Here is a 12346-nt window from a genome sequence, read left to right as displayed (position 1 = left end):
CGCTTGACGATTGCAGTCTCACCTCAGGCCCTGCCGGCGCTTGTGCTGAACGCCGACTATCGGCCGCTGAGTTATTATCCCTTGTCGCTCTGGTCCTGGCAGGACGCGATCAAGGCGGTCTTCCTCGACCGTGTGACGATCCTTGCCGAATACGAACATTCCGTCTCCTCGCCAAGCTTCTCCATGCGGCTGCCGAGCGTCGTCTGCCTGAAGAGCTATGTCCAGCCTTCGCGCCATCCGGCCTTCACCCGCTTCAACGTCTTCCTGCGTGACAAGTTCGAGTGCCAGTATTGCGGATCGCCGGACGACCTCACCTTCGACCACGTCGTCCCTCGGGCCCATGGCGGCCAGACCACCTGGGAAAACGTCGTCGCCGCCTGTTCGCCCTGCAATCTGCGCAAGGGCAGCAAGCTGCCGAAGCAGGCCGGCATGTTCCCGCACCAGAAGCCCTACCAGCCGACGGTGCAGGATCTCCACAACAATGGCCGGCTCTTCCCGCCGAACCATCTGCACGAAAGCTGGATGGACTATCTCTACTGGGATGTCGAACTGCAGCCTTGAGGAGGCCTGCGGCGATCAAGCCTTTGCGGCGCCGCGCAGCGCGATCGCCGCGAGGATGAGGCTTGCGATCACGTTCCAGCCTGCGAAGGACAGGCCGAGCACGCGCAGCGCTGCTTCCGTACAGGAAGGAGCGTGCTTCGCGTCGAGGTCGCCCAAGAGATCGCCGACATCGGACGAAATCCCCTGCGCGGTGGTGGCGCAGGTCGATGGCCCCTCCCAGAAGTGCCATTCGGCGCCGGCGTGGTAGACGCCGATACCGGCGCCGACGAGCATCAGCAGGCCGACGAGCACCAGCAGCGTGCGCGTGATCCAGGCCGGCAGCTTCAGGAAGGCGGCGACGACGGCGAGCAGGCCGAGCGGAATGCCGTAGTAATAGGGGTCGCGCTGCAGGAGGCAGAGGGCGCAGGGAATATAGCCGCCGATGTGCTCGAAACCGAGCGCACCGCCGACAGTCGCCGCCATGCCGAGGGTGACGAGCAGGGCGAAAACGAGCTGCTGGCGTTGCGCGACGGAAGCCTCGATCATGGATACCTCATAGCGGCGGAATGGCGCCGCCGCGGCGCGTTCGAACGCCTTAATAGGTAGGATCGATCCCGGTGTAAATCGCCGGGGCTGCGCCCAATCAGCACGCTTTTGTGATTGGCGGGGCGAGGGACGCGGAAAATCGCAACTTCGCGGTTGACCGCCGCGAAAACGATCGTGTAAATCCCAAACCGCTGATATCGCCCAGCCTTGCCCCATTGGCGGAATTGGTAGACGCGCTCGACTCAAAATCGAGTTCCCAAAAGGAGTGCTGGTTCGACCCCGGCATGGGGCACCAACATCACACAGGCAGCCGCTGCCGGCGCCAGCCGTTTCGGGGCTGACGCGCGCATTCCTTCCGCCGCCGCCAAAGAGGCCCGCCGCGGTCGGGCGGACCCCGCTGATGTTGGCTTTACGCCAGGATCACCACGATCTTCAGCGTCGAGGGTTCGACGATCACGATCCGGCCGTCCGCCAGCACGAAGAACAGGAAGCCTTCGTATCTCGGCACGATCTTGACGATGCGCGCCGGCAGAGGTCTCAGCTTGACCTTGACCGTCTCGGGCACGACCACGCCGACGGAGACGTCGATGTCGACATCGATGGGCTCCACCTTCTCCTCGCGGATGATCTGCGTGATTTCCGTCTTCTGTTCCGTTGTCACTTCGACATTAGTCGAGGCTCCAGAGGATTGCTCCTGCGATTGCTGGGAGTCGCTAGGCTGTTCGGTTTCACCCTGGGGCTGCTGCTCTTCCGTTTCACCCTGCGCCGGCTGCTGATCTTGCTGCTGTTGCTGCTGCTGAGCGTCGGGCTGCTCGGTCTCCTGTTGCTGAGCGTCGGGCTGCTGAGCATCCGGTTGCTGGGCGTCGGGTTGTTGAGCATCGGGCTGCTGCTGCTCGGTTTCGGCGCCGGGTTGCTGTTGCTGCTGGTCGCTAGGTTGCTGTTGCTGCTGGTCGCCTGGAGCTTGCTCTTGCTGGTCGGGTGCCTGGCCCTGCGCGTCGGGCTGACCCTGTTGCGCGCCGCCTTGCGGGCATTCCTGACCGGCGGGGCATTCGGTGGATTGTCCCTGAGCGGGTTGCTCAGTCTGTGCGAGCGCCGGTGCGAAGGCAACGCTGAGGCCGAGCGCAAGGGCACTCTTTAGAAGGATTCCTGTCATCAGAAGTTTCTCCCAGTAATGCGTCCCTTCCAGGCAAGCTAACCGGGCAATTCGAGCTTTGTTCCGGAGCGCACGCATTTGCCGCAAGGTGCTCTCCCGCCTCCATTTTTCTTCCGGCACCTGCAACGCCCGATCGATGTTGTTGTCGCGAACGATTATTTTGCAAGAACACCTTGGCTGCCCGAGCGCTTCAAAGCGCGGTCGCTTCATCGCGCGCGGCCGCCGTCGCGCCCACCCATTGAATTTGAGGGGGTGAAGATGCTAGCTGGCTTACGACGATCGACGAAAACTCCGGCGCAGCCATGCTACCGACGTTCGAGACCTACGACGAACTCTACCGCGAATTCCGCTGGCGGATTCCGGAGAGGTTCAACATCGGCGTTGCCGTCAGCGACGCCTGGGCGGCGCGTGATCCGCAGCGCATCTGCCTTCAGCATTTCAGCCCCGACGGCGCGCATCTCGCGTTGAGTTACGGAGCCTTCGCGGCCCGCTCCTCCGCCTTTGCCGGTGGACTCGTCGCGCACGGCGTGCGGCCGGGCGATCGCGTCGCCATCCTCCTGCCCCAGGGTTTCGAGGCGGCGATTGCCCACGCGGCGATCTACAAGCTCGGCGCCATCGCGCTGCCGCTCGCGCTGCTCTTCGGCGTCGAGGCGCTCGCCTATCGGCTGCGCGACGCGGGCGCCACGGCGATCGTCACCAATCGCTTCGGCAATGAGCGGCTGGCGGCGATCCGGGGCGATCTGCCGGACCTCCGGCTGGTCGTGCTTGCGGAGGAGGGCGAGGCGCCGGGTACCGTTCCCTTCCGCGCGCTTGAGGCCGGGGACGTCCGCTTCCAGGCGGCCGACACGACGCCGGATGATCCGGCGCTGATGATCTATACCTCCGGAACGACGGGGCCGCCGAAGGGCGCCCTGCACGGCCACCGCGTCCTGCTCGGCCATTTGCCCGGCTTCCAGCTTCACCATCATTTCCTGCCGCAGCCGGGCGACCGCATGTGGACGCCGGCCGACTGGGCCTGGGCAGGCGGCCTCCTGAACGCGCTGCTGCCGTCACTCTTTTTCGGCGTTCCGGTGGTCTCCTCGCCGGCGCAGAAGTTCGACGCGCACATGGCGTTCCGGATCATGGAGGAGATGGACGTGCGCAACGCCTTCATTCCGCCGACGGCGCTCAGGCTCTTGAAGTCCGTCGACGAGCCGCGGGCGCGCTACAGGCTCAATCTGAGGACGATCGGCTCGGCAGGCGAGGCGCTCGGGCGCGAGACCTTCGAGTGGGCGAGAGCGGCGCTCGGCATCGAGGTCAGCGAATTCTACGGCCAGACCGAGTGCAACATCGTCATCTCCTCGGCGGCCGATCTCGGCGTCTTGAAGCCGGGCTCGATGGGCAAGGCCGCACCCGGGCACCGGGTGGCGATCATCGACGCCGAAGGGCGCGTGCTGCCGCCCGGAACGGTCGGGCAGGTGGCGGTGAGACGCCCCGATCCGGTGATGTTTCTCGGCTACTGGGGCAACGACAAAGCGACCGAGGCGAAGTTCATCGGCGACTGGATGACCACCGGCGACCAGGGCGTGATGGACGCCGAGGGCTACTTCACCTTCTTCGGCCGCGACGACGATGTCATCACCTCGTCCGGCTACCGCATCGGCCCGGGCGAAATCGAGGATTGTCTCGCGGGGCATCCCGACGTCCAGCTCGCGGCGGCTGTCGGCAAGCCGGACCCGATCCGCACCGAAATCGTCAAGGCCTATGTGGTGCTCAAGCCGGGAGCGGCCGCCAACGACGAGACTGCCGCGGGCATCCGCGACTGGGTGAAAAACCGACTGTCGATGCACGAATATCCGCGCGAGATCGACTTCGTCGAGAGCCTGCCGCTCACCACCTCGGGCAAGGTCATCCGGCGGCTCTTGCGGGAAAAGGCAGCGGCTGAGATCGCTGCGGGCCGGTAGGCCAGAGGGGGTGGATTGGCGGCATCGGGCCGCTAGCCCCTACCGTCCCGCCAGCGCCCGTATCTTTTCGCGCAGGAGCCGCGCCATGTTGCGGGTGTTGCGATAGAGGTGGAGCTGTGCGGCTACCTGGCGGACGTCGCGGTCGCGGTTCTGTTCAAGGCCGATGACGAGCGTGCCCATTTCTTCGCGCTCCTGCCAGAGGCGGCCGATCATCGGATGGTCTGGCGTTGCGCAGGAATCGGAGCGGACGATGTTGGCGTCGTCGAGGTGCCACTCGGTCAATTCCGCGAGCAGCAGCTTGCCCGGCGAATATTTCGCATAGCGTTCGTCGTAGGCCGTCTTCCACGTATAGGCTTCGCCGCCCATCAGCAGCACGATCATGGAGGCAATCGCCCGGCCGTTGAGGTCGAGCGTGTGAATGCGCACGCTGTCGGCCTCCGCGAGATTGGTCACCGCCTCCCTTGCGAAGGCGGCCCGGAAGCGGTCCATGATCATGGCGGTGCGTTCGCGTCCCTTCCAGCCGGACGCCTCGAGCGCCAGGAACTCCTCCATCCGCAGGCGGATTTCGTCGGGCCGGCGGGCGACATCGTAGGCGAGCGCCCCCTCTTTGGCGAGGTTGTTCCATTGCCGCCGCATGTCCTTGCGGTGGGCGCGGCTGACCGTCTGGCGCAGATAGCCGGGGCCGTCGAGCAGGCTTTCGAGCATCGGCCGCTCGAAGGTGTCGGTGACGGTCAGCGGCAGGTTCTCACCGATGGCTACGGCGCGGGCAAGCTGCGCGAATTTGCCTTTCAGCCTGACGTCCGGAAGCACGAGCACGGAAGGCAGGCCGGAGGAGGGGGCGGCAAGCGCCTCATAGAGGTTGCTGATCGTTTCGGCCGCGTCTTCCGCGTCGAGAAGGGGTGTGCCCAGGGGGCCGAAGGGATTCGACCAGGCGCGAATGATGGACGCGCCGATCGAGAAGCCGGGCTTCTCGATCGAGAACGGCATGAGCAAACGCGCGCGGCTGCGCAATTCGCTGTCGTCGCGGATGACGGCGAAGCGGATGACCCGGTCTTCGAGCCGCGGCATGGCCGGGGCGAGGAAGCGCCCGGTGAAGAAGACGTTGGGCTCGATCGCGCGGTTGGAGAGAAAGTCGAGTTCGCGCTGCAGTTCGTAGCCGGCTCGCGCCGGATAGATCGCAAGGTGCCGTCCGGGGCGCCCCACCATCAGGGTCCGCTCGGCCTGCGAAGGGCTCGTGCCGGGTTGCGCCAGTCCGCCAAGCAGGCGGCCGGCGCTACCGTTGACGTCGCCGGGTAGATGAACATTGCCGATCATGGCTGGATCGCCTCGTTCCTGTCGTTGAAGCTCGCAGCGCCCGCAAGCGCCAGGAGCCTGAAGCCGAATGTGCGTCTGACCGCGAGGTAGAGGATGGCCGCCTCCGCGAGCATCGCGCCGGCCGTTGCGGCGGCCGCGCCCGTCAGCCCGAAGAGCGGGATCAGCGTGACGTTCAGCGCGATGTTGGCGCCGAGGGCGGCCGCATAGAGGAGCACGCAAAGCTTCTGCCGGCCGGCCATGGTGAGCAACGTCTCGGCAGGCCCGACGAAGGCCTTGGCAAGGATGCCGGCGAGAAGGATCGCCATCAGCGGGGCGCCCGCGGTAAAGGCCGGGCCGAAAAGCGAAAGCAGAAGCCGACCGGCGGCGAGCACCGCGCCGCCCATCACGAGCGACGGCCAGAACGACCAGCGCGCGCTCTCGATGGCGATTTGCGCCAGTTGCTGGCGGTCGTTGACGGCCATGGCCGCGGAAAAGCGCGGGCCCGCCGCCGCCTTCACCGCGAACATGACGAAATGAACGAGCGCCATGGTCTTGGCGGCCGCGAAATAGATCGCCACATCGGCGGGCTTGAGATAGAGCCCGACGATCACGACGTCCGAATTGGTCAGCAGGAAGCCGAAACCGTCGACCAAGAAGATCGGGACCGAGACCCGCAGCCAGCGCCCGAGTTCGACCTTCATCGGCCCCCGGACATAGTGGGCGCCGAGGCGCGAGACCATGGCGAGGAACTGGGCCAACGTGGTCACGTAGGTTGCCGCCAGGGCAGCGGTCATCGCCGTCGTGGCATTGTGAGGGAGCCCGCTCGTCGTCGCGAGCAGCATGAAGGCGAGAATGAGCAGCGGGCGCACGATATAGGTCGGGCTCATCGCGGCGATTGCCCAGCTATGGGCGCGCGCGGTGCCCTCCATCACGTCGCCGAGCGCGATCATCGGCAGGGTGATGAGGCCGAGATAGAGCGGGACGAGGTAGTAGCTCTCGATCGCCGATCCGAAGAGCCAGAGGCCGGCTCCGCCGACGGCCGCGAGCGCGGTCGCGGAGACGATCGCGAAGATCCGTGCGGTGGTGGTGAGGCCGCGGATTTCGGGAAGGGCGGCGGCCGTGTGATATTCCGGCAGGAAGCGGATGATCGCGGCATGCAGGCCGAGGCACGACAGATTGCCGAAGAGCACCGCCAGCACCCAGACGAAGATGAAGACGCCGTATTCGAACTCGCCCACGAGCCGGGCAAGGACGATCTGCGAAACGAAGGCGATGGCCGCGCTGAGGATGCGGATGGCGAAGGTGATGAGGGCCATTCGCTGCGCCCGGCTGCGGGCGTCGTTACCGGAGAGCGCGGGTGCGAGCCGCTGCACCAAAGGGGACAGGCGGTGCCTCAGCGCCGACGGCAGCATTCGTCCGGCCGTTTGACATACCGCCATGAACACGAAGACACCCTGACATTACGCAATACAGGGCTTCACTTCTGCCAGACCAGCGTTAACAAAGGGTTCAGCGGCGTTGCCCCGATCGGGCGGCCGAACGCCTATCGTTGCTGCCTGCGAGCATTGGTGCGCCGCATATGAAGATGCCGCCCGGAGGCGGCATCGAAATGCGGGTAGGGTCAAGCCTATGCGTTGCGAGGCTCACGCCTCGTAGGCACCGTGGCAATGCTTGTACTTCTTGCCGGAACCGCAGGGGCAGGGCTCGTTGCGGGCGACCTTGCCCCAGCTCGACGGCTCGGCGGGATTGCGGATCGCCGGCGCGGCGGCAAGAAGGGCTGCCCCGGCCTCGGCAAAGTCGTCTTCGCCCGTCAGCGGATCGATGTGGTGCGCCTGCATCGGGGGGAGCTGCTGCGGCGGTTCCGGCGCTTCGCGCACGAGCTCGACGCGCATCATTTGCGCCGTCACCGCCTGCCGGAGATTCGAAAGCAGGGCCTGGAAGAGCTCGAAGGCCTCGGACTTGTATTCCTGCAGCGGATCGCGCTGGGCATAGCCGCGGAATCCGATGACCGAACGCAGATGGTCGAGGTTGACGATGTGCTCGCGCCAGAGGTGATCGAGCGTCTGCAGAACGACCGATCGTTCGACATATTGCATGATCTCCGGGCCGAAACGCTCGGCGCGCTCGGCAGCCGCCTTGTCGACAGCGGCGGTGATGCGCTCGCGGATGTCATCCTCGGCGATACCTTCCTCGGCCGCCCATTCGACGATCGGCAGGTCCAGGTTGAGGTATTGCTGGACGTCGGCCTTCAGGCCCTCGACGTCCCATTGTTCGGCGTAGGCGCGCTCGGGAATGCGCTTGGAGACGATGTCCTCGATGACCTCGTTGCGCATGTCCGTGATGGTGTCGGTGACCGATTCCGCATCCATCAACTCGATGCGCTGCTCGAAAATGACCTTGCGCTGATCGTTCAGCACGTCGTCATATTTCAGGAGATTCTTGCGGATGTCGAAGTTGCGTGCCTCGACCTTCTTCTGGGCGCGCTCGAGCGCCTTGTTGATCCAGGGATGGACGATCGCCTCGCCCTCCTTCAGCCCCAGCTTCTGCAGCATGCCGTCCATGCGGTCGGAGCCGAAGATGCGCATCAGGTCGTCCTGCAGCGACAGGAAGAACTTCGAGCGGCCGGGATCCCCCTGGCGGCCGGAGCGGCCGCGCAGCTGATTGTCGATGCGGCGGCTCTCGTGCCGTTCGGTGGCCAGAACATAGAGGCCGCCGGCGGCGAGCGCCTTCTCCTTGAGCTTCTGCACTTCTTCGCGGATCGCCTTTTCCCGCGCCTCGCGCTCCGGCCCGGGCTCGACCTCGGCCAGTTCCTGCTGGATGCGCATGTCCGGGTTGCCGCCGAGCTGGATGTCGGTGCCGCGACCGGCCATGTTGGTGGCGATGGTGACGGCACCGGGCACGCCGGCCTGGGCGACGATATAGGCTTCCTGCTCGTGGTAGCGGGCGTTCAGAACCTGGAACCTGGAGAAGCCGCTCTTCTTCAGCATGTCGGCGAGCAGCTCGGATTTTTCGATCGACGTCGTGCCGACGAGCATCGGCTGGCCGCGCTCGTGCGCCGCCTTGATCTCGTCGATGATCGCCTTGTACTTCTCGCCGGCGGTGCGATAGACCTCGTCATCCTCGTCGAGCCGCTGGATCGGCAGGTTGGTCGGCACTTCGACCACTTCCAGGCCGTAAATATTGCCGAATTCCTCGGCCTCCGTCGCCGCAGTGCCGGTCATGCCGGCAAGCTTCTCGTACATGCGGAAGTAGTTCTGGAAGGTGATCGAGGCAAGGGTCTGGTTCTCGGGCTGGATCTGCACCTTCTCCTTGGCCTCGAGCGCCTGGTGCTGCCCTTCGGAATAACGGCGGCCGGGCATCATGCGGCCGGTGAACTCGTCGATGATGACGATCTCGCCGTTGCGCACGATATAATCCTTGTCGCGCGTGAACAGCTTGTGCGCCTTCAGCGCATTGTTGACGTGGTGGACGATCGCGACGTTCTCGATGTCGTAGAGCGACTCGCCCTTGAGCAGGCCGGCCTGGCGCAGCATGTTCTCGAGCTTCTCGGTGCCTTCCTCCGAGAAATTGGCCGAGCGCTGCTTTTCGTCGATCTCGTAGTCTTCCGGCGCGAGCAGCGGAATGAAGTCGTTGATCGTGTTGTAGAGGTCGGAGCGGTCGTCGAGCGGGCCGGAGATGATCAGCGGCGTGCGCGCTTCGTCGACCAGGATCGAGTCCACTTCGTCGACGATTGCGAAGAAGTGACCGCGCTGCACCATCTGCGAGCGCTCGTATTTCATATTGTCGCGCAGATAGTCGAAGCCAAGCTCGTTGTTGGTCGCGTAGGTGACGTCGCAGGCATAGGCGTCGCGGCGCTGCTCGTCGGTGAGGCCGTGGACGATGACGCCGGTGGTCAGGCCGAGGAAGCCGTAGATCCGCCCCATCATTCCGGCGTCACGCTGGGCAAGGTAATCGTTGACGGTGACGACATGCACGCCGCGGCCGGCCAGTGCGTTGAGATAGACCGGCAGCGTCGCGACGAGCGTCTTGCCTTCGCCGGTCTTCATTTCGGCGATGGCACGCTCGTGCAGGATCATGCCGCCGATCAGCTGGACGTCGAAGGGACGCAGGCCGAGCACGCGGCGCGCGGCCTCGCGCGCAACGGCAAAGGCCGGCACCAGGATGTCGTCCAGTGTCTTGCCGTCGGCGATCTGGCGGCGGAATTCCGCCGTCTTCGCAGCGAGCGCCTCGTCGCTCAACGCTTTCATTTCGGCTTCGAGAGCGTTGATGGCGTCCACCCGGGCCTTGTAGCCGCGGACGCGGCGGTCATTGGCGGAACCAAACAACTTGCGGGCAAGGCCGCCGAGACTGACCATCTGAATGGTCCTTTCCTTCATTGTATTGCCAGGCGCTCCAGGGTCGCGTTCAAAAAACCGCGACATGCCGTGAAACGCCCGGAAACTGTTCTGGACGCGAGGTTGCGTGACAGATAAGAGGGGGGTCGGATTATGTCAACGCACTTGCTGGGTAGGGCGGTTACAGAACCGCCACATTCCGGTGTTGTTGACCTCGCTCAAGGGCCGGGGGCAATCGCGCCGATGGCCGATGGTGAAAGGTTAGTATCATGTCCAGAAACAAGACTTTGGCGGCCGTGGCGCTGGTCGCGGCGATTGCGGCAGGCGGCATCGCGCGCGCCGAAGGAACCGATCCGGTGATCGCGAAAGTCGGCGATCAGGAAATTCACCAGTCGGAACTCGACCTGGCGATCTCGAGCCTCGATCCGCAGCTCCAGCGGATGCCCGATGAGCAGAAGCGCGCCGCGGCCCTGTCGGCCGTCATCGACGTCAAGCTCCTGGTCAAGGACGCCGAGAAGGAAGGACTTCAGGACGACGCCACCTTCAAGCAGCGCGTTGCCTTCCTCACCGAGCGCGAACTCCACAATGCCTTCTTCAAGAAGCATGTCGTCGACGCCGTGACGCAGGAAGAGGTGAAGGCGCGCTACGACAAGGAAGTCGCCGCCATTCCGCCCCAGGAAGAGGTGAAGGCGCGCCACATCCTCGTCAAGACCGAGGACGAGGCGAAGGCAGTCATCAAGGAGCTCGATGCCGGCAAGAGCTTTGTCGAGCTTGCCAAGGCCAAGTCCACCGATCCCAACAAGGATGACGGCGGCGACCTCGGCTATTTCACCAAGGGCCGCATGGTGCCGGAGTTCGAAGAGGCCGCCTTCGCCCTGGAAAAGGGCGCCTATACGAAGACCCCGGTCAAGACGCAGTTCGGCTTCCACGTGATCCTCGTCGAGGACAAGCGCCCGCAGGCTCCGCCGGCGCTCGAGCAGGTCGAACCCCAGGTCCGTCAGCTCGTCATGCGCGACAAGTACCTCGCGCTGCTGGCTTCCGCAAAGAAGGCGACCCCGGTCGAGATCTCCGATCCGGCGCTGAAGAAGGCCTATGACGAGGCCGGCAAGGCGCAGGAAGCCAAGTAAATCGCCGCGGGTTTCCCCGCGGAAAGACGCATGGCGCCCGCGGATGGTGCGCGCTGCTTGCGCCCATTCCAGGGCCTTCGACAGACCAGATGCCCGGCGGCCGAAAACCGCTCGGGCATTTCTCGCAAACAGTCCAGCCTTCTCAACAGCAGGTTTCTACCCATGTCCGGTTCCATTTCTCCGCTCGCTCCGAAAACCTTTGCCGAGATGCCGGCCCTTCGCGGTGTGCGCATGGCGACCGCGGCCGCAGGGATCAAGTACAAGAACCGGACGGACGTGCTGATGATGGTTTTCGATCGGCCCGCGGCGGTCGCCGGCGTGTTCACGCGATCGAAGTGCCCCTCCGCGCCCGTCGACTTCTGCCGCAGGAACCTGCCGGGCGGCGTCGCGCGCGCCGTCGTCGTCAATTCCGGCAATGCCAACGCCTTCACCGGCAAGAAGGGCAGGGAGGCGACGGAACTCACGGCCGAGGCCGCGGCCAGGGCCGTCGGTTGCGGCGAAGGCGAAGTTTTCCTGGCGTCGACCGGCGTGATCGGTGAACCGCTCGATGCGGCGAAGTTCGCCGGCGTCCTCGACGGGCTCTCCACGTCGGCGACCGAAGACTTCTGGTTCGAGGCGGCCAAGGCGATCATGACCACGGACACCTATCCGAAGGTCGCGACCCGCAGCGCCGAGATCGACGGCGTCAGGGTCACGATCAACGGCATCGCCAAGGGCGCCGGCATGATCGCTCCCGACATGGCGACCATGCTCTCCTTCGTCGTCACCGACGCCGATATCGCGCCGGCGGCGCTCCAGGCGCTGCTTTCGGAGGGCGTCGGACCGAGCTTCAATTCGGTGACGGTCGACAGCGACACCTCCACCTCAGACACGCTGATGCTGTTTGCGACGGGGGCTGCGGCAAAGGACGGCCAGGCACGGGTGGAAGATGCGGCCGATCCGCGCCTCGGCGGCTTCCGTGCGGCGCTCGACGACCTGCTGCTCGACCTCGCCCTTCAGGTGGTGCGCGACGGCGAGGGTGCGCGCAAGATGGTGAAGGTGACCGTCGAGGGGGCGGAGAACGACGGCGCGGCCAAGCGCATCGCGCTTTCGATCGCCAATTCGCCGCTGGTCAAGACGGCGATCGCCGGCGAGGACGCGAACTGGGGCCGGGTGGTGATGGCCGTCGGCAAATCCGGCGAGATGGCCGAGCGCGACCGGCTGGCGATCTGGTTCGGCGATGTGCGCGTTGCCGTCGAGGGCGAGCGTGACCCGGCCTATTCGGAAGCGGCCGCGACGGCGGTCATGAGGGGCGAGACCATTCCGATCCGCGTCGAGATCGGCCTCGGCCCGGGCCGCGCCACGGTCTATACCTGCGATCTGACAAAGGAATACGTCGAGATCAACGGCGACTACAGAAGCTGACTATTG

The 12346-nt window shown here is 65.2% G+C and carries 9 protein-coding genes and 1 tRNA gene; 5 read left to right on the top strand and 5 right to left on the bottom strand.

Going from position 1 to position 12346, the window contains the following annotated elements:
• Window positions 1-3: 3 nt before the first annotated feature.
• Entirely contained in the window at window positions 4-561 is a 558-nt protein-coding gene (locus tag ATB98_RS18250) for an HNH endonuclease (RefSeq protein ID WP_066875990.1), read from the top strand.
• A 15-nt stretch (window positions 562-576) separates the two neighbouring features.
• Here ATB98_RS18250 and ATB98_RS18245 read toward each other — a convergent pair whose 3' ends face one another.
• Complete coding sequence (locus tag ATB98_RS18245; protein ID WP_066875988.1) at window positions 577-1086, bottom strand: disulfide bond formation protein B; 510 nt, start codon at window positions 1084-1086, stop codon at window positions 577-579.
• Between the two features lie 209 nt (window positions 1087-1295).
• Here ATB98_RS18245 and ATB98_RS18240 point away from each other — a divergent pair.
• Window positions 1296-1381: transfer RNA gene (locus ATB98_RS18240), tRNA-Leu, on the top strand.
• Window positions 1382-1495: 114 nt separating this feature from the next.
• On the opposite strand, the gene ATB98_RS18235 is transcribed toward ATB98_RS18240, so the two are convergent.
• Window positions 1496-2239, bottom strand: coding sequence for a DUF1236 domain-containing protein (locus ATB98_RS18235; RefSeq protein ID WP_066875986.1), 744 nt, complete (start codon window positions 2237-2239; stop codon window positions 1496-1498).
• 302 nt (window positions 2240-2541) lie between these two features.
• Between ATB98_RS18235 and ATB98_RS18230 the strand changes: the two genes are divergently transcribed.
• Window positions 2542-4182 (top strand): AMP-binding protein, encoded by a 1641-nt coding sequence (locus ATB98_RS18230; RefSeq protein WP_066875985.1) that lies wholly within the window; start codon window positions 2542-2544, stop codon window positions 4180-4182.
• 39 nt (window positions 4183-4221) lie between these two features.
• Here the strand turns inward: ATB98_RS18230 and ATB98_RS18225 are convergent, their stop codons facing one another.
• From ATB98_RS18225 to secA, 3 genes are all read right to left on the bottom strand, one after another.
• Window positions 4222-5496, bottom strand: a complete 1275-nt coding sequence (locus tag ATB98_RS18225; protein ID WP_066875984.1) for a GNAT family N-acetyltransferase — start codon at window positions 5494-5496, stop codon at window positions 4222-4224.
• Complete coding sequence (locus ATB98_RS18220) at window positions 5493-6887, bottom strand: lipopolysaccharide biosynthesis protein (protein ID WP_066875983.1); 1395 nt, start codon at window positions 6885-6887, stop codon at window positions 5493-5495. Before ATB98_RS18220 ends, ATB98_RS18225 begins: the two co-directional genes overlap by 4 nt.
• Before the next feature lie 231 nt (window positions 6888-7118).
• Window positions 7119-9830, bottom strand: coding sequence for a preprotein translocase subunit SecA (gene secA, locus ATB98_RS18215; protein ID WP_066875982.1), 2712 nt, complete (start codon window positions 9828-9830; stop codon window positions 7119-7121).
• Between the two features lie 248 nt (window positions 9831-10078).
• On the opposite strand from secA, the gene ATB98_RS18210 reads away from it, so the two are divergent.
• Window positions 10079-10936 carry a peptidylprolyl isomerase gene (locus ATB98_RS18210; protein WP_066875981.1) on the top strand — a complete coding sequence of 286 codons (858 nt, stop codon included), beginning with the start codon at window positions 10079-10081 and terminating at the stop codon, window positions 10934-10936.
• Window positions 10937-11098: 162 nt separating this feature from the next.
• Window positions 11099-12340, top strand: a complete 1242-nt coding sequence (gene argJ, locus ATB98_RS18205) for a bifunctional glutamate N-acetyltransferase/amino-acid acetyltransferase ArgJ (protein WP_066875980.1) — start codon at window positions 11099-11101, stop codon at window positions 12338-12340.
• Window positions 12341-12346 lie beyond the last annotated feature (6 nt).

Origin of the sequence: Sinorhizobium saheli (assembly GCF_001651875.1) — a bacterium.
Classification (GTDB): Bacteria; Pseudomonadota; Alphaproteobacteria; order Rhizobiales; family Rhizobiaceae; genus Sinorhizobium; species Sinorhizobium saheli.
Note: the sequence above shows the minus strand (reverse complement) of the source record. Positions and strands in the feature narration are given on the sequence as shown.